Source organism: Streptomonospora litoralis (assembly GCF_004323735.1).
In the GTDB taxonomy this organism is placed as follows: Bacteria; Actinomycetota; Actinomycetes; order Streptosporangiales; family Streptosporangiaceae; genus Streptomonospora; species Streptomonospora litoralis.
This window is the reverse complement of record NZ_CP036455.1, coordinates 1169244-1186439: the sequence shown is the minus strand read 5'-3', so window position 1 is coordinate 1186439 and position 17196 is coordinate 1169244. Positions and strand designations below refer to the sequence as shown.

The window sequence follows — 17196 nt, the reverse complement described above, 5'->3', positions numbered from 1 at the left end:
TCGCCCGGTCAGCCTACGTCCAAGCGCAGCAGATCCTCCTCGGTCTCCCGGCGCACCAGGGTCCGCGGCACACCGTCGCGCACCGCGACCAGGGCCGGGCGCGGCAGATGGTTGTAGTTGCTGGCCATGGAGAAGCAGTAGGCGCCGGTCGCCGCGACGGCGACCAGGTCGCCCGGCCGCACGTCGGCGGGCAGATACAGGTCGTGCACGATGATGTCGCCGCTTTCGCAGTGCTTGCCCACCAGGCGGGACAGCACCGGCTCGGCGGTGGAGACCCGCGAGACCAGGGCGCAGGTGTACTCGGCGCCGTAGAGTGCGGTGCGGATGTTGTCGCTCATGCCGCCGTCGACGCTGACGTAGGTGCGGATGCCCTCGACGTCCTTGACGGTGCCGACCTCGTAGAGGGTGATACCGGCGGGGCCGGACAGGGCGCGGCCGGGCTCGACGGCGATGCGCGGCATCGGCAGGCCGTGGGCGTCGCACTCGCGCTGCACGATCGTCAGCAGGCTTTTGGCGATGGACTCGGCCTCCAGCGGGGTGTCGTCGGAGACGTAGGCGATGCCCAACCCGCCGCCGAGGTCCAGCTCGGCCAGCTCGACGCCGTTCTCGCGGTGGATGCGGGTGAGGAACTCGGCGACCCGGCGCGCGGCGACCTCGAACCCGGCGGTGTCGAAGATCTGCGAGCCGATGTGGGAGTGCAGCCCGACCAGCTCGACGTGCTCGCAGGACAGGACGCGGCGCACCGCCTCGGCGGCGGCGCCGGTGCTCAGCGCCAGACCGAACTTCTGGTCGTCGTGTGCGGTGGCGACGAACTCGTGGGTGTGGGCCTCCACACCGGTGGTGACGCGTACGAGGACCTTGGGGACGCGGCCGCGCTCGGCGGCGATGCGCTCCAGGCGCTCGATCTCGTCGAAGGAGTCGACGATGATGCGGCCGACGCCGGCCTCGACGGCGCGGGCGAGCTCGTCCTCGGACTTGTTGTTGCCGTGCATGCCGATGCGCTCGGGCGGCATGCCCGCGGCCAGCGCGACGGTCAGTTCGCCGCCGCTGCATACGTCGAGCTTGAGCCCTTCCTCGTGCACCCAGCGTGCGACGGCCTTGGTGAGCAGCGCCTTGCCGGCGTAGTAGACGTCGGCCTCGGCCTCGCTGAAGGCTTCGCGGTAGGCGCGGGCGCGGGCGCGGAAGTCGTCTTCGTCGAGGACGAACAGCGGGGTGCCGTACTCGGCCGCGAGGCGGGTGACGCCCACGCCGCCGACGGCCAGCTCGCCGCCGTCGGCGTGGCTGCGCCGCGCGGTGGCGGGCCAGACGCGCGGGTCCAGCCGGACCAGGTCCTGCGGAGGACGGGGCGGGTTCTCCTCGGGCAGGACCTCCGCGTGGCGCGGACCGGCGGGGTGGGCGTATCGGCTCATGGTGTGTCTCTCGACGTGTCGGCGTGGTCGGGTGTCGGGCGCCGCGCACGGGCGGGCGCGGTGCTCGGCCGTCGGGGCCGTGGTGCGGTCGGTGTGCTCACAGCCTTGTGGGCGCGGACACGCCGAGCAGGGAGAGTCCCGCGTGGAGGACGCCGGCCGCGGCGGCGCACAGCAGCAGCCGGTCGGTGGCGGACGCGGACGCACCGCCTCCGGGTTCGCCGGTGGTCTCCGCCGTGAAGCCGCCGGACTCCCGCCATTCATGGTAGGCAGCCGCGACGCCTTCGAGGTATCGCACCAGCATATGGGGTTCGCTACGCCGCACCGCCGCGTGCAGGAGCAGCGGCCCGTCGAACAGGGTCCCGGCGAGCGCGGCGGCGTCGGGCGGGGCGAGCAGGGCGGCGCGGGGACGCGGTGCGCCGGCGGCGGGCACCGGGGCCGGTCCGGCACCGGTGCTGCGGGGCGCGGAGTGGGCGGGCGGGGTATGGGCGGGCACCCAGGCGGCGGCCCCCTGCGCCTCTCGCACCCAGCGCAGGGTGGAGGCGGCGTGGGCGTGGGCGTAGCGGACGGCGAAGGCCGGGTTGGCGCCGATACCGAGCGCCCAGGCGCCGGGGAATTCGGCGGTCGGCACGGCGGGCAGCCCGGGGCCGGTCACCTCGCCGGGGCGCGGCCGCTCGCTCGCCGAGCGGCAGAACGCGACGCGGGCGCTCGCCTCGCCGACGGCCGCGAGCAGCCGGGCCGCGGGGGTCTCGCCGCCGCCGCGGTCCATCCAGGGGTCGCGCCAGGGTTCGCCGCGCGCGGCAGCCGCGCTGGACGCGCCGGAGGAGTCGGCGTGCGGACGGCCGGGGTCGGAGGCGCCGCCCGCCCCGCCGTCGGCGGAGCCGTCCGTTCGCGCGGGGGCCGCGGCTGGTTCTCGGGCGTCGGCCGCGGGCTCCGCTGGCTCGGCGGCGTCGCGCATCCGGCGGCGGGCGTCCTCGCGTGCCAGGTGCCGGGCCTCCTCGACGGTCGCGGCCGCGTCCAGCGCGGACAGCCGGCTGCCGGGCGCACGACCGGGCGCCCCGATCGCGGCTTCCTCTGCGCTTTCGGCGCCGACCGCGGCGCCGGTCGCGGCCGTGGTCGCACCGAGACGGCCTGCGTAGCGCAGATAGCCGCACAGGAATCCGGTTCCGTCGGCCGCCGCCGTCGCGACCATCGCGGCACGGGCCTGTGGGGCCGCGTCGACGGCGATGAATCCGCCCCGCTCCACCCGGGCACCCGCGACTCCGCGGCGCGTGAGGAGCCGTGCGACCGCGGCTTCGGCCAACTGCGAGGCGGGACGCCCCAGGGCGCCTGCCATACGCAGCGGCAGGGCCGTCGTGTAGTGGGCGGTGGCGGGCGGCGGCGGACGCCGTGGTTCGGCGGCGGGGACGCGCTGGAGCGGGCACTCGGCCGCCTCGGCCAGGGCGGCGCGCAGCAGGGCGTCGACCCGCGCCGGAGTGGCGCCTTCCGTAAGCCACCAGTCCCCGGCCGCCTCCGCGGCGTGGGCGGCCACGGATCAGCCGGCCTGCTCGGCGCGGTTGCGCGACGCCAGGTCGCGGACCAGCCGGATGAGCTCGGTGGGGTCGAAGGGCTTGGTCAGGTAGGCGTCGACGCCGATCTCCTGCCCGCGGCGCACGTCGTCCTCCTGGGCGCGGGCGGTGATGAGCAGCACCCGCATGGCGCGCGTGGCCGCGTCCTCGCGAAGGCGCGAGGCGGTCACCCAGCCGTCGAGGCGGGGCATCATGATGTCCAGCGTGATCACATCGGGCTGGATCTCGCCCACCCGGGCGAGGCAGTCCTCGCCGTCGACAGCGGTGTGCACCTCGAAGCCTTCGAGCTGCAGATTGACGGCGATCAGCTGCCTGATCACCTCGTTGTCGTCGACCACCAGTACCCGTGCCAGCGCATCACCCACGGCCGCGAGACTAGCGCCCGCGCCCCGCCTCCCGCTGGCGATCGGCCAAGCCCGCGTACATTGCGCGAGGCACTCCGTGTTCCCTGCTAGTCTGTATTCAACGAAGCGCCCCCTTAGCTCAGGGGATAGAGCAACGGCCTCCGGAGCCGTGTGCGGAGGTTCGAATCCTCCAGGGGGCACCGTGCCGGGAGTACCGGCTCTCACCATGTGACCAGCGAGAACGCATTGCGTCCGCTGGTCTTTTCATGTCCTCCCGCACCGCCGGACTCCGGCTCCGGCGGGCACAGGTGACCGCACGGCGCACGGGATATAGACCACAAAGGGGACAAGCACCCCGAACCACCCGAAACGCCACCCTCGCTGACGGGTCGCGCGCCGATCCGCGTCGGTCGCGCCCGGAACGGACGTCGGCCGCACCCGCCCGCACCTGCGGCTACGCGCGCAGCGCCGAAGCGCCGCTGCCCGCCCGGCCGACCCGTGCGCCCACCGCCGCACCGTGCGGGGCGCGCGGCTGCACTCGGTGTCCCAGGCACCGATTTCTCCCTGTTTGCTGCTGTCCGAAACCCGGTCGGATCGGACGTAGGCGGACCTCGAAGTTCCCGGTCCCCTGGCACGGGTGTCCCGGTGGTAAGCGGGGACGCGCCTTACGGGTCGTCGCGGCTGGACAGGCGCGCACGCAGTTCCCGCTTATCCAACTTGCCGACCGCGTTGCGCGGCAGTGCGCCGGTGAAGCCGATGGACGCGGGGATCTTGTACCGGGCCAGGCGGCCGGCGAGGAATTCGCGCAGACCGTCCGCGTCGGGGTCCGCACCCGCCTCGCGGACGACGAGGGCGGCACCGGACTCGCCCCAATCGGGGTCGTACACGCCGACCACCGCGCACTCGCGCACACCGGGGTGGCCGGTGAGCGCGGCCTCGACCTCCGCCGGGTAGACGTTCTCGCCGCCCGAGACGTACATGTCCTTCATCCGGTCCGCGATCCGGAAGTAGCCGTCTTCGTCGACCTCGGCGGCGTCGCCGGTGTGCAGCCAGCCGTCACGCAGCGCCGCCGCCGTCTCGTCGGGGCGGTTCCAGTAGCCCGGGGTGACGTTCGGGCCCTCCACCAGCACCTCCGAGGGGCCCGGACCGGCCTCTGCGGTGCGGACGTCGGTGAAGAACGCCGCGACACCGGCGCTTCCGGCCTTGCGCTCGCAGTCGGCGACCGGCAGCAGCAGCGCGCCCGGCGCCGCCTCGGTGAGCCCGTACCCCTGCACGAAGGCGAGGCCGCGGTGCATATAGCGCTCGATGAGCGGCGGGGGCACGGGGGCTCCGCCGCACAGCAGCAGCCGCAGCGCCGACAGGTCGGCCTCCTCCCACCGGGGCGAGGCGGCGATGCGCTCGTACATGGTGGGCACGCCGAACATGACCGCCACGCGCTCGCGCTCGACGAGGTCGAGGGTGCGGTCCGGGTCGAACTGTTCCTCCAGGATCAGTCGGCCGCCTTTGAGCAGGACGGGCAGGCACAGCATGTTCAGCGCCGCCGTGTGGAACATGGGGGCGTTCGCCAGGGCGGTGTCGGTACCGGCGAGATCGATGTCGACCAGGCAGTTCACGCAGTTCCAGATGACGTTGCCGTGAGTGAGGACGACGCCCTTGGCACGTCCGGTGGATCCGGACGTGTAGAGCAGTAGGAAGGGGTCGGCGTGGGCCACGGGACGGTCGATCGGCTCGGTCGCGGCCGCGGCGGCGGCCTTGCGCAGGGCGTCGTCGGCGTCCTCGTCGCCGACGGTGAGGACGCCGCCCACCAGGCCGCCGCCGTGCAGCGCCTCGGCTTCGGCGCGGGATCGGAGGCGGTGGTGCCTCGGGCGGGGCTGGTCACGGTTCGCTCCGTTCCAGAAGGGGATGCGCCCCTGCTTCGGTGCCCGATGCGGGGGTGGAGCCGGGGCCGTGCTCCACCCCGGGCTTCGAGGCCCGACTTCAGCCGCGCGTGTAGTGGCCGAGGCCGGCCGGGACGCGCTGGAGGCGTGCGACCGCGGGGCCGACGCCCTCGAAGAGCACATGCTCCGCGACGTCGGACCCGACGACGCCGCCGCACTGCACCGCGCACTGACCGCCTGCGCCTCAGGGCTCGGCGCGTTCACCGAAGCCGCAGCGGCGCACACCTGAGTCCGCTGTCACCAGCCGCGTCGGCCGCCCCGGGCGCCCCGCGCACGGGTGGAGTCGGCGCGGTGGCGCGCGGTCTTGTCCCGAGTCGTCGAGGGGCCGTATTTTCGTGCCACCCGGTACCGGGGCAGCCCGCCGGGCGCCGCTGACAGGAGGGAACGCGCCATGGAAACCGCTCTCACCCCGTTGGAGTTCGCTCGGCGCACCCGCAGGCTGCATCCGCACCGCGAGGCGGTCGTCGACCAGGACCTGCGGCTGACCTACGAGGAGTTCTTCGACCGCTGCGACCGGTGGTCGGCCGCGCTGCAGCGGATGGGGGTCGGCAAGGGCGACCGCGTCGCCTACATCGCACCCAACACCCACGCCCAACTGGAGTCCTTCTACGCCGTACCCCAGCTCGGCGCGGTCCTGGTCCCCGTCAACTACCGGCTTTCCGCCGACGACTTCGTCTACATCGTCAACCACTCCGGCGCGAAGGTGCTGTGCGCCCACTCCGACCAGCTCGCCGTGCTCGACGGCGTCCGCTCCCAGATGCCGGGGGTGGAGCGCTTCGTCGCGCTGGAAGGCCCCGCCGAGGGGTGGGAGGACTACGAGTCGCTGGTGGCCGACACCTCCCCCGACTTCACCGCCCCCGAGATCGCCGAGACCGACCTGCTCACGATCAACTACACCAGCGGCACCACCGCCCGCCCCAAGGGCGTGATGATCACCCACCGCAACGCCTACATGAACAGCGTCGGCACGCTGCTGCACCTGCGCATCGGCGTCGGCGAGCGCTACCTGTGGACGCTGCCGATGTTCCACGCGAACGGGTGGACATACGTTTGGACGGTCACCGCCGCCGCCGCGACCCACGTCTGCCTGCGCGCGATCGACGCGGGGCGGGTGTTCGACCTGATCCGCGACGAGCGGGTGACGTGGCTGTGCGCCGCGCCGACCGTGCTGATCACGCTGGCCAACACCCCCGAGGACGTCCGCGGCGCCGTGCCGTCCGGCGTGCACGTCGTCACGGCGGGCGCCTCACCCGCCGCCGACACCATCGAGCGCCTGGAGGGCGCTTTCGGCTGGAGGGTCACCCACGTCTACGGGCTCACCGAGACCACGCCGTTCATCACCGTCTGCGAGCCCTGGCCCGAGCACGCCGACCTCGGCTCGACCGAGCACGCCGCGCTGAAGGCACGCCAAGGCGTCGAACTGATCACCTCCGGGGAGCTGAAGGTGCTCGACGCCAAAGGCGGCGAGGTCGCCTGGGACGGCGAGACGGTCGGCGAGATCGCGGTGCGCGGCAACGTGGTGATGGCCGGCTACTACAACGACCCCGAGGCCACCGAGGCGGTCATGGGCGACGGCTGGTTCCGCACCGGCGACGCCGCAGTCACCCACCCCGACGGTTTCGTCGAGATCCAGGACCGCATCAAGGACGTCATCATCTCCGGCGGGGAGAACATCTCCTCCATCGAGGTGGAAGGCGTGCTGCTGCGCCACCCGGCGGTCCAGGAGGCCGCGATCGTGGGCGTGCCCCACGAGCGCTGGGGCGAGACGCCCAAGGCCTCGGTGGTGCTGCGCGAGGGCTCCTCGGCCACCGCCGACGAACTCATCACCTTCGCACGCGACAACCTCGCCCACTTCAAAGCGCCCACCCAGGTGGAGTTCGTGGCGCAACTGCCCAAGACCGCAACCGGCAAGATCCAGAAGTACGTCCTGCGCAAGGGCGCCTCGGCGGTATCGCGGCAGTAGGGGCGCGGCGACGCGCCGGCGGCCGCGGTGCCTCAGCCGGCCGCGACGTCGACGACGAGCTTGCCGGTGGTGCGGCCCGTCTCACCGGCCCGGTGCGCGTCGGCGATCCGCGACAGCGGAAAGACCTCGCTGACGTGCGGCCGGAGCCGGCCCGAGGCGGCCAGGTCGGCGATGGCCGCCATGCCCGCGTGGTCGGCCTCGACCAGCAGGGGCTTGGCGCGCACCCCGAGCAGAGTGGCCTCCTGCAGCAGTCCCTCCGGCGGAATAGGCAGGATCGTCACCAGTGTGCCGCCCTCGCGCAGCGTGCGCAGCGAGCGGAAGGCGTACTCGCCGCCGACGGTGTCGAGCACGACGTCGACGCCTTGGGCCGCCTCGGCGAAATCGGTCTCGCGGTAGTCGATCGGCTCGTCCACTCCGATCTCACGGAGGAATCCGTGCTTGCCGGCGCTGGCGGTGCCCAGCACGTGCGCGCCGCGGGCCTTGGCGATCTGCACCGCGAGGTGGCCCACACCGCCCGCGGCCGCGTGCACGAGCACCCGCTGCCCCGCCTCGACACCGGCGGTGTCCGCCAGCGCCTGCCAGGCGGTCAGCGCGGCGAGCGGCAGCGCGCCGGCCTCGGTGTGGGTGAGCAGCTCCGGCTTGCGGGCGAACGCCCGGGCGGGCCCGGTCGCGTACTCGGCGAAGGAGCCGGCGCCGTGCGGATAGGGCAGCATGCCCATGACCTCGTCGCCCGGTTCGAGGACGGTGACCCCGATGCCGACGGCCTCGACCACCCCGGATACGTCCCAGCCCAGCACGTAGGGCGGGTCGCCGAGGAACATCCGGTCCGCGCGGTGCTTCCAATCGGTCGGGTTGACGCCGGCCGCGTGCACCCGCACCAGCACCTGCGACGGCCCGGGCTCGGGGACGTAGGCCTCCACTTCGTGCAGGACCTCGGGACCGCCGTGGACCTCCTGGGACACAGCGCGCATCGTCTTACTCGCAGTCATGTCTTCAACCTCTCTGCGTGGGAGCCGGGGCAGACGCCGCGGCGGGCGTTTCGCCGCGCGGCCGGGCGGAGCGGGCCGCCGGCCGATTTCCGCCGCGCTTGGCTGCGCTCAAGGCACGATGGAGTCTACGAAGCCGCCGTCGACCCGCAGCGCAGCGCCCGTGGTGGCCGAGGCCAGCGGTGAACTCAGGTAAGCGACCATGTTCGCGATCTCGTGCGGTTCGATCAGCCGCTGCAGCAGCGACTGCGGCCGGTGCTCGCGCATGAAGGCCCGCTGTGCCTCATCCCACGGCAGGTCCCGGTCGACCAGTTCGTAGACGAAGTCCCGTACACCGCCGGTGTGGGTCGGTCCGGCGATGACGGAGTTGACCGTCACCCCGCTCCCGGCGGCCTCCTTGGCGAAGCCGCGGGCCACCGAGAGCAGCGCCGTCTTGGACATGCCGTAGTGGATCATCTCCGCGGGGACGGCGATGGCCGAGTCGCTGGCGATGTACTGGATCCGGCCCCAGCCGCGATCCGTCATGCCGGGCAGGTAGGCGCGAGTGAGCCGCACGCCCGCCAGCACGTTGACCTCGAAGTAGCGCCGCCATTCCGCGTCGCTGATCTGCAACGCCTCGGCGGGACCGAATACCCCGAGGTTGTTGACGAGGACGTCCACCGGCCGTCGGACGAGGACCCGTGCGGTTGCGGGCCGCCTTCGCCGAATCCTCGGGTACTCCGGCGAGACCCCGGCAGCGGTCTACGCGTCGCCGCTGCTGCCGGCCAGCGTGAACTCGCGCAGGTCGTCGGGCAGACCCTGGCGGACCTTGCCCATCACGTTGCCGGTCGTGGCCTCGTCGAGCAGCTCGAAGACGACCCGGGCGGCGTATGCGGCCTGCGGCTGGTCGGAGTGGGCGCGGGAGGCCACCCGCTGGACGAATTCGTCCTGCCCGAACCGTTCCGTGGGGTCCCATTGGTCGGTCACCCGCCGCACGTTCTCCCCGATCTCCTGCGGGAGCTGGGCAGCGAGGTCGTCGGCCAGGTCGGGGTTGATGCGCTCCGCGATGGTCTCCAGCGTCGCCCGGGTGAACGACTCGGCGGCGCCGCGGCTGTCCAGGCGTGCGCGGTCCTGCACCTGGCCGATGAACGCGTCGTGCTGCATGTCCCCCTCCAGTCGGTTGCGATGCGGTACCGACCGGCGTGGCACTTGCCACCGGACGGTCTCGTCTGAAGGGCCCGCTACCACCAAAGCCGCCGGGTATGCACGGTGTACGCGCGCTCGCCAGCCGCGCAAAGCACCGCGCGGCACACGTCGCCGATCGGCCCGCACACGGCCGCCACCAGCGGATTCTCCATACACGCTCCGGTTTCACGGCCGGACGACGGGTTAGTCTGCCTCACCAGCCGTGCAGCCGATTCGCGGAGGTGGTCCGATGATCGCGCATCAGGAACTCGTCGAACGGGTCGCGGCGCACAGCGAGGTGGGTGACAGCGACCACGCGCGGCGGGCGATCCGCGCGGTCGTCCCCTCGGTCGTGCGGCGGCTCGACCCGCAGACCCGCGGGCAACTCCACGACAGCCTGCCCGAAACCCTGTGGAACGAGCCGCCGCAGGCGAGCAACCCCGACATCGAGCGTGTCGAGCGCGCCGGTGGTTCCAGCGGTATCGCCCAGCAGGTCGGCCGGGAGCTCGACTGCCCGCCGGAGGAGGGGCTGAGCCTCGCCCGGGTCGTGCTGGCCGAGATCGCGAAGGCGGAGCCGGGGCTCTCGGACGGCCTCACGGCGGCACTGCCCGAAGAGCTGGCCGGGTGGATCGCCGATCCCGTCGGCGCGCAGGGGCGTGCGGACACCGGCCTCGGTGAGCCCAGCCGCCTGGACGAGCAGACGCTTCAGGCAGCGCTCGCGCGCCTGCCGGAATGGGAGGGCGACACCGGCGGCCTGACCCGCACCGTGCAGATCCCCGGCGATCGGATTCCGCCGCTGCTGTCCCGTATCGACCGCATCACCGACGAGGCGGGGCATCCCGCCCAGCACCGGCGCACCGACGACGGGATCCGGTTCACCGTGCGGACCGCGTCGGTGGGCGCCGTCACCACGGCCGACGTCGCGCTGGCGGAGCAGATCGACCAGGCGGTCGCCGAGGTGGGCTCGGGCGGCTGAGCACCCTCAACCCCTGGCGCGACCGCGCCCGTAGAGCAACCCGGTGTCCTCCCGCGCCGCCGATGATCCGCGGCGGCCGCGGGACCACGCCGCACTGCACCCCCGCCCGCGCCACCGACGCCGGTCGGCAGGGCCGGCGGCGAGTGGAGGCCGGCCCGGTTCCCACGCGGGCCGGCCTCCGTGTCTGGCGTCCGCTCGCCTCACCCCCGATTCCTGCGGGGGCACCCCGAATGTAGGTGTGGCCTACGACAGTTTCCGCGATACGGTTCCTGACACCGGACGTAGGGCCGTGCGGCCGTCCGGGTCCGCGAAAACAGCCGAGCGCGCCCCGGCACACCTGATCGAACACCGCTGTTCGCTCAGAGTTCGCCCGCTGATCGCCTGTCGCCGGTAGCTTCTGCGCGCAATACCTACGAAGTGGAGTAATCGGTGGCAGAGCGGCTTGTCTTGCACATCGGAGTGCAGAAATCCGGAACGACCTATCTGCAGCAGATGATGCAGGACCGCACAGAGGAGCTCGCCGCGATCGGAGCGCTGTACCCGGTGCCCCAGCGGCGGCGGGCGGGCGCGACACGGGTCAACTACCACGAGACCGCCACCTACGGGCTGCTGGGCGACGAGTACTCGTGGGTGACCGAGGATCGGGCGGCCAAGGAGAAGGCGTGGTGGGAGTACCTGCAGAAGCAGGTGCGGGAGTGGGACGGCACGGCGATCGTCTCCGCCGAAGCCCTCTCGGTGGTGCGAACCGAGGCCGCGCGCAAGACCATCGAGGCCCTGGGCGCCGCCGAGACCGACGTCTTCGTCACCGCGCGCGGGCTGGGCAAGCTGCTTCCGTCGGTGTGGCAGCAGCACATCCGCAACGGCAAGTCCAGCAGCTTCCACTCCTACCTGCGCCAGCTGGCGCGCCAGCGCGAGAGCGGCTGGGACACTCTGGAAGAGGACTACACCACGCACCTGTGGCGCGCGTTCGCGCTGGGCGGGCTCGCCCGGCGCTGGGCGTCGATCGTCGGACCCGAGCGGGTGACGGTCATCAGCAACCCGGGCAAGCCCGCCGACGCGCTGTGGCACCGGTTCCTGGAGGCCATAGAGCTCGGCGACACCTCGGCCGTCCCGGCTCCGGACGACACCACCACCGTGCACAGCGGGATCACCGCCGCTGAGGCCGACGTGATCCGGACGGTCAACGCCAACCTTGCGGCGGCCGACTGGCCGGGCGACGATGTCCGGCGGCTGCGCTCCAAGCTCATCGCCGACTTCGCCGAGCGGTCCCAGCGCGGTCCCCGGTTGGGCATCCCCGAGCGGTTCCGCGCGGAGGTGGAGACCTGGAGCCGCGCCGACATCGACGACCTGAGCGACTCGGGTGTGCGGATCGTCGGTGACATCGAGGAGCTGCGCTACACCGCCGACAAGGAGCCCCCCGAGCCCACCACCGGCGACATCGCCGAGGCTGCCGGCAGCGCGGTGGCCACCGCGGCGGCCTGGTCGCCGGGGCTGAAGAACCCGCTGTCCAAGGCGGGCTGAGGCCAGGCCAGGCGGCGCGCGGCCTCCTGCGAGGCGGCCGCCGGACCGCCGCCGGACACGCCGAGCGGCCGACGGCCGCACCGGGCCTACTCCTCTCCGGCCGGGCTCTCCCTCTGGGCGAGCGCCTCGATCAGCACCGCTTGCGCGGGGAAGAGCCGCGGCATCGGCAGCCCGAGGCGGTGCAGCGCCGCGCCCGTCAGAACCGGCTCGGGTGTGTCGGCGTGCATCCACGCGGGCGCGGACGCCGATCCGCGGGTGGGATCGCCGAGGTCGGTGCGGTGGTGCAGCGTGTAGCGACGGTCCGCGTCGAGGCCGGGCAGAGGGGTGCGGCCGGGCTGCTCGGCCGGGGACGTCTCCAGCCGGGCGTAGCAGAACAGCGCGCGTTCGCCGGAGTGGGAGACCACACCGTGCAGCAGAGCACCGGGGTCGGTCTCCTCGCCCCGCACGGTGCGCCCGGTGTGCAGCAGCGTCCGGAACTCCCGGACGAGCGCTGTCCAGGCCGTCAGGGCGGCGAGGTCGCGCTCGTCGCAGGCGGTGAGGTCCCATTCGATGCCCGCGTGCCCGAACAGCGCGGTGCCGAGCCGGAAGGCGGTCTCCGTGCGGCGGTGGGTGGTGTGCGCCACCGGGGGACCCGCATGCGCGCCGACGAGTTCCGGCGGCAGCAGCAGGCCGGTCCAGCGCTGGATGGACTGCCGCTCCACCGGGTCGTTGCAGTCGGAGGCCCACACCCGCTCGGTGCGGGCCAGGATGCCCAGATCGATGCGTGCGCCGCCACTGGCGCAGGACTCGAACTCGACGCCGGGGTGGCGCTCACGCAGGGAGTCGAGCAGCGCGTAGAGGGCGCGGGTCTGGCGGTGGACTCCGGGGACGCGGCCCGCTTCGGGGCCGGAGTCGCCGGCGGGGGCGTGCACGGCCTCGTACAGGTCGCGGTTGTGGTCCCATTTCAGGTACCGGATCGGATAGCGCCGCAGCAGCGCGTCGAGGCGGTCGTGGATGTGCCGCCAGGTGTCGGGGCGGGCGATGTCCAGCACGTACTGGTGGCGCCAGGAGCGGCCGGGGCCGCCTTCGGGGTGCAGGAGGCGGCCGGGGTCGGCGCGGACGAGATCGGAGTCCACATTGGCCATCTCCGGTTCCACCCACAGCCCGAAGTCCATGCCCAGCGCGTGCACGTGGTCGATGACCGGGTCGAGGCCCTCGGGCCAGGTGTCGGGGTCGACCGTCCAGTCGCCCAGGCCGGCGCGGTCGTCGCGCCGTCCGAGGAACCAGCCGTCGTCGAGCACGAAGCGCTCCACGCCCACGGCGGCCGCCCGGTCGGCCAGGTCGCGCAGCCGGTCCAGGTCGTGGTCGAAGTAGACGGCTTCCCAGGTGTTCAGCACGATCGGGCGGGGATCGCGGGGGTGCTCGGGGCGGGCGCGTACGGCGGAGTGCAGGTGCGCGGAGAGGCCGTCGAGGCCGGCTGCGGAGTGGGCGAAGACGACCTCGGGTCCGCGGTAGGACTCGCCCGGCGCCAGCCGGATCTCGCCGGGGTGCAGCGCCTCGGCGCCGCCCAGGACGGCCGAGTGCGCCCCGGCGCCTTCGGGCAGTCTCTCGACGAGGTACTCCTGATCGCCGCTCCAGGCGACGTGGGCGGCCCACACCTCGCCGGTGCCGAAGCCGAAGCCGCGGGTGCCCGCGACCACGAGCAGCGGGCTGTCGTGGCCGGGGCGGCCGCGCAGCGCGCGCCGCAGCACGGTGCCGTCGGCGATGTCGCGGCGCTGCGGGCTGCGTTCGCGCACCCACCGGCCGGTCGGGTCGAGGATCTCGGCGGCGCGCGGCGGCAGCGGCAGCAGCACGCGCAGCGCGGCGAGGTCGTAGGGCGCTGCTGGATGTGCGGGACCGGCGGCGCCCGATTCGGCGGGGGCCTCCTGGCCGGCGGTCTCGGGCCAAGGGTCGGCGGCGGCCGCGGCTTGGACGTGCAGCACGCCGCAGGAGTCGAGCCGGTAGCGCAGTTCCACGGCGAGCCCGATGCCCGGATCGTGCAGGTCCAGCGTCAGGATGTCGGCGGCGTCCTCGCGGGTGAGGGCGTGGTCGCGCAGCGCGAGGCGCGGCGCGGTGGCGGTGCCCGCCCGGTGGCCGCTCAGCCCCGGGGTGCCGGCCCACGCGTCGGCCTGGGTGGGCAGCACGGTGAACCCGCGCGGTGTGTCGGGGGCGCTGTTGGGAACGGCGGGTACGGAGGTGGTGCGCAGGTGCTCCGCGAGCCCCGGCGCGAGCGGACCGATGTCGGCGCCCCAGTGCAGCACCTCCGGCAGCCCGCACCCGGCCTCGGGAGCGAGGTCGACCACCAGGCACACCCCCGCCCGACGGAGTACGACGACGGGATCGTCCGTGGCGGTGGGCGGAGTCGGAGCCTTCACAGGAATCTCCTTCCTTGCGGAGTCTGGCCGGGCCGTGTGCGCAGGAGCCGGCGCGGACGCCGGGCCGTTCCGCTCTTCACGCCGAGTCGCGGACGATGAGCTCCCAGCGGGCGCTCATCTCCGCGTCCGGTAGCGGGGCGGACGCGTCCAGGCGGTCGAAGAGGCGGGCGACCTGGGCGGAGAAGTCGAACTCGCGGGCGCCGACCGTGGTCAGGGCCGGGGTGATCACCAGGCCTTCGGGGATGTTGCCGATTCCGGTGACCGCCAGTCCTTCGGGTACCGGGGTGCCGTGGTCGCGCGCCGCCCATACCGCGTCGATCGCGGCGCGGTCGGTGGCCGATACGACCGCGGTTGGCGGATCGGGGCGCTGGAGCAGTTCGCGGACGGCGGCGTAGGCGTCGCGGCGGGAGTCGGCGACGGGCAGCACGAGGTCGGCGGAGAGGCCGATTCCGTGCTCCCGGAGGACCCGCCGGTAGCTGCGCAGCTTCACCGAGCGGGCGGTGCGCCGGCGGTCCTCGCCGGGGTGGCCGAGGTAGGCGATCCGGCGGTGGCCGGCGGCCACCAGGTGCTCGACGGCGGCGCGGCAGGCGCGGGCGCGGTCCTGGCGCACGACGTCGAAGCCGTCGGGGTCGAGGTCGTCGTCGAAGACCACCAGGGCGAGCCCCTGCCGCGCGAGTACGGTGAGTTCGGCGGGGTCGAGCGGGCAGTCCGGCAGCAGGACGGCGCCGTCGACGTAGCGCTCGCGCAGGACGCGCAGCAGCGCCTCGCCGGTGGATGCGCCGCTCATCGGCAGCGCCACGACCCCCAGGCCGCGCTCGGCCGCGGATTCCTGCATCTGCTCGGCCAGCCGGTCCGACCACGGGCTGGACGGCGCCGGGTACATCAGGGCGACCAGGTCGCTGCGCCGCCTGCGCAGGCTGCGCCCGGCGTGGTCGACCTGGTAGCCCACCTCGGCCACGGCGCGCAGCACCCGCCGACGAGTCTCCTCCGGCGGCGGTTTCGCGCCGCCGCGCCGCCCGCTGAGGACGTAGGACACCGTGGCGGTCGAGACGCCAGCGCGGCGCGCGATATCGCGCTGGGTGGGTCGGTCGGGAGGCTCGGTCACTGCCACACCTGCACACTAGTCCGCCGCCGCCCGCGCCCGGCGGCCGGGCGGCGGGACGGGGCGGCAGCGCGGCCAGGGGCGCCGCTGCTGGACGCGCCGGACCGAAGCGGTGTAACGTGCGTCATGTTAATCGAATAACAGCATAACCGGCCGGTCCCGCGTCGCCACCGGACTCCTCCGGTCTCCGGCGCGTCGGGCCGCGGAGACGACGATTCCATCGGTCCCCCGCCGGCGCTTCTCGGGCTGCACCGCCCCGGGCCGGGCGCGGCAGCGCGCGGCTCGGTTTCCGGCACCGTGCGGCGCCCACGGTGGCCGCCGCACGGTGCCGGCGCCGGCGCCGGCGCAACCCCGTACGAATGCGCCTCGTCCGCGGGCGGCGCTCCCGCACAGCGGCCTGACGGCGCCCGCTCCCTGCTCGACAGACGGCCGACTCCTCCCCGGCCGAACGACCGGGGCTCCTCGGAGGCAGCAGATGAAGAGCGCGAACGACACCCCACGCCAACCCATGTCCAAGGTCATCGCGGCCAGCCTCTCCGGTGCGCTGCTGGAGTGGTACGACTTCAACCTCTACGGACTCACCGCCGCGCTGGTCTTCAACGAACTGTTCTTCCCCAACGCCGGCCCCCTGGTGGGGAACCTGGCCGCACTCGCGACCTTCGGCGTCGGGTTCGTCTCCCGGCCGATCGGCGCACTGCTGTTCGGCCACCTGGGCGACCGGGTCGGCCGCAAGCAGATCCTCGTCGCGACCATGCTGATCATCGGCGGCGCGACGTTCCTCATCGGGCTGCTGCCCGACTTCGGCACGATCGGGCTGTGGGCGCCGACCCTGCTGGTGGCTCTGCGGCTCGTGCAGGGCCTCGGCCTGGGCGGCGAGTTCGGCGGCGCGTCCCTGCTGACCGTGGAGCACGCGCCGCGCCACCGGCGCGGATTCTGGGGGAGCCTGCCGCAGACGGGCGGACCCATCGGCTACCTCATCGCGGTCTCGGTGGTCAGTCTGTTCGCGCTGCTGCCCGACGACGACTTCCTGGCCTGGGGCTGGCGCGTGCCCTTCCTGCTGAGCGCGGTGCTGCTGGTGGTCGGGCTGGTCGTGCGGCTGAAGATCGAGGAGACCCCCGCCTTCGACCGCGTCAAGGAGACCGATGCCCAGGTGCGCATCCCGCTGTGGACGGCGCTCAGGCAGCACCCGCGCAGCATCGTCGTCGGATTCGGCGCACGACTGGGCGAGGCGAGCACCTCGCAGGTCTACCAGCCCTTCGCCATCAGCTTTCTCACCACGACCCTCGGCTACAGCCAGGGGGTCGCGCTGACCGGGATCGTCATCTACAACATCGTCGGCCTGGCGCTGATGCCGGTCGCCGGAGCCATCTCCGACCGTGTGGGGCGCCGGCCGCTGTACATGACCGGCGGCATCCTGGTCGCGCTGACCGCCTTCCCCTACTTCTGGCTGCTGGAGATCGGCAGTACCTGGTGGGCGTGGACGGCGATGGGCATGGCCGCCGTCGGCGGCGCGGTGTGCATGTCCAGTCTGCAGGCCACGCTGTTCACCGAGATGTTCAGCGTGAAGGTGCGCTACTCCGGCATGTCCTTCGCCTACCAGTCCTCGGCGATGGTCGCCGGGTTCGTACCTGCGATCGCCACGACGCTGCTGATCGCGGCCGACGAGGCGCTCTGGCCGGTGGCGCTGCTCGTGGTCGGCCTCGGCGCGATCTCGGTGGTCTCGACCCTGTTCATGCGCGAGACCCGGCACGTCGACGCCGCCGAACGCGAGGAGGAGGCGGCCGCACTGGGCGGCCCGCCGCGGAGCTGAACCGAACAGACAGCGCCCGGCCCGCC

Annotated in this window: 13 protein-coding genes, 1 tRNA gene and 1 pseudogene; 6 read left to right on the top strand and 9 right to left on the bottom strand. The window is 73.4% G+C overall.

Annotated elements, in window-relative coordinates:
- Positions 1-8 precede the first annotated feature (8 nt).
- The 3 genes from lysA to EKD16_RS05040 form a co-directional block, all read right to left on the bottom strand.
- A complete protein-coding gene (gene lysA, locus EKD16_RS05050) occupies positions 9-1409 on the bottom strand; it encodes a diaminopimelate decarboxylase (RefSeq protein ID WP_131097323.1) in 1401 nt (466 codons plus the stop codon).
- A 97-nt stretch (positions 1410-1506) separates the two neighbouring features.
- On the bottom strand, positions 1507-2937 hold the full coding sequence (locus EKD16_RS05045) for a DALR anticodon-binding domain-containing protein (protein ID WP_131097322.1): 1431 nt from the start codon (positions 2935-2937) through the stop codon (positions 1507-1509).
- 3 nt (positions 2938-2940) lie between these two features.
- Positions 2941-3339: a response regulator transcription factor gene (locus tag EKD16_RS05040; RefSeq protein WP_242677240.1), complete on the bottom strand. Its 399-nt coding sequence runs from the start codon at positions 3337-3339 to the stop codon at positions 2941-2943.
- Between the two features lie 107 nt (positions 3340-3446).
- Between EKD16_RS05040 and EKD16_RS05035 the strand changes: the two genes are divergently transcribed.
- Positions 3447-3518 (top strand) — tRNA-Arg (locus EKD16_RS05035).
- Positions 3519-3983: 465 nt separating this feature from the next.
- Here the strand turns inward: EKD16_RS05035 and EKD16_RS05030 are convergent.
- On the bottom strand, positions 3984-5123 hold the full coding sequence (locus tag EKD16_RS05030) for an AMP-binding protein (RefSeq protein WP_207391432.1): 1140 nt from the start codon (positions 5121-5123) through the stop codon (positions 3984-3986).
- Between the two features lie 187 nt (positions 5124-5310).
- On the opposite strand from EKD16_RS05030, the gene EKD16_RS25210 reads away from it, so the two are divergent.
- Both EKD16_RS25210 and EKD16_RS05025 read left to right on the top strand, forming a co-directional pair.
- Positions 5311-5484: a hypothetical protein gene (locus EKD16_RS25210; RefSeq protein WP_165498452.1), complete on the top strand. Its 174-nt coding sequence runs from the start codon at positions 5311-5313 to the stop codon at positions 5482-5484.
- Between the two features lie 162 nt (positions 5485-5646).
- Positions 5647-7218 (top strand): long-chain-fatty-acid--CoA ligase, encoded by a 1572-nt coding sequence (locus tag EKD16_RS05025; RefSeq protein ID WP_131097320.1) that lies wholly within the window; start codon positions 5647-5649, stop codon positions 7216-7218.
- Positions 7219-7250: 32 nt separating this feature from the next.
- Here the strand turns inward: EKD16_RS05025 and EKD16_RS05020 are convergent, their stop codons facing one another.
- From EKD16_RS05020 to EKD16_RS05010, 3 genes and pseudogenes are all read right to left on the bottom strand, one after another.
- Positions 7251-8207, bottom strand: coding sequence for an NADP-dependent oxidoreductase (locus EKD16_RS05020; RefSeq protein ID WP_131097319.1), 957 nt, complete (start codon positions 8205-8207; stop codon positions 7251-7253).
- Positions 8208-8315: 108 nt separating this feature from the next.
- Positions 8316-8867 (bottom strand): annotated as a pseudogene (locus EKD16_RS05015) (SDR family NAD(P)-dependent oxidoreductase); the annotation flags it as partial.
- 78 nt (positions 8868-8945) lie between these two features.
- Entirely contained in the window at positions 8946-9347 is a 402-nt protein-coding gene (locus EKD16_RS05010) for a DUF2267 domain-containing protein (RefSeq protein WP_131097318.1), read from the bottom strand.
- Between the two features lie 271 nt (positions 9348-9618).
- Between EKD16_RS05010 and EKD16_RS05005 the strand changes: the two genes are divergently transcribed.
- Complete coding sequence (locus EKD16_RS05005) at positions 9619-10344, top strand: DUF2267 domain-containing protein (RefSeq protein ID WP_131097317.1); 726 nt, start codon at positions 9619-9621, stop codon at positions 10342-10344.
- 429 nt (positions 10345-10773) lie between these two features.
- The gene (locus EKD16_RS05000) at positions 10774-11865 is read left to right on the top strand and encodes a hypothetical protein (RefSeq protein WP_131097316.1); all 1092 of its coding nucleotides are present in this window, start codon (positions 10774-10776) and stop codon (positions 11863-11865) included.
- Positions 11866-11951: 86 nt separating this feature from the next.
- Here the strand turns inward: EKD16_RS05000 and EKD16_RS04995 are convergent, their stop codons facing one another.
- Together EKD16_RS04995 and EKD16_RS04990 are read right to left on the bottom strand one after the other, a co-directional pair.
- Positions 11952-14258 (bottom strand): alpha-galactosidase, encoded by a 2307-nt coding sequence (locus tag EKD16_RS04995; protein ID WP_131097315.1) that lies wholly within the window; start codon positions 14256-14258, stop codon positions 11952-11954.
- Between the two features lie 76 nt (positions 14259-14334).
- Entirely contained in the window at positions 14335-15369 is a 1035-nt protein-coding gene (locus EKD16_RS04990; RefSeq protein WP_131097314.1) for a LacI family DNA-binding transcriptional regulator, read from the bottom strand.
- Between the two features lie 466 nt (positions 15370-15835).
- On the opposite strand from EKD16_RS04990, the gene EKD16_RS04985 reads away from it, so the two are divergent.
- On the top strand, positions 15836-17170 hold the full coding sequence (locus EKD16_RS04985) for an MFS transporter (RefSeq protein ID WP_131097313.1): 1335 nt from the start codon (positions 15836-15838) through the stop codon (positions 17168-17170).
- Positions 17171-17196: the final 26 nt, after the last annotated feature.

Coding starts and splice junctions, on each gene's coding strand:
- lysA (WP_131097323.1), bottom strand. CDS start 1,409: ATGAGCCGATACGCCCACCCCGCCGGTCCGCGCCACGCGGAGGTCCTG.
- EKD16_RS04985 (WP_131097313.1), top strand. CDS start 15,836: ATGAAGAGCGCGAACGACACCCCACGCCAACCCATGTCCAAGGTCATC.
- EKD16_RS05025 (WP_131097320.1), top strand. CDS start 5,647: ATGGAAACCGCTCTCACCCCGTTGGAGTTCGCTCGGCGCACCCGCAGG.
- EKD16_RS05005 (WP_131097317.1), top strand. CDS start 9,619: ATGATCGCGCATCAGGAACTCGTCGAACGGGTCGCGGCGCACAGCGAG.
- EKD16_RS05020 (WP_131097319.1), bottom strand. CDS start 8,207: ATGACTGCGAGTAAGACGATGCGCGCTGTGTCCCAGGAGGTCCACGGC.
- EKD16_RS05010 (WP_131097318.1), bottom strand. CDS start 9,347: ATGCAGCACGACGCGTTCATCGGCCAGGTGCAGGACCGCGCACGCCTG.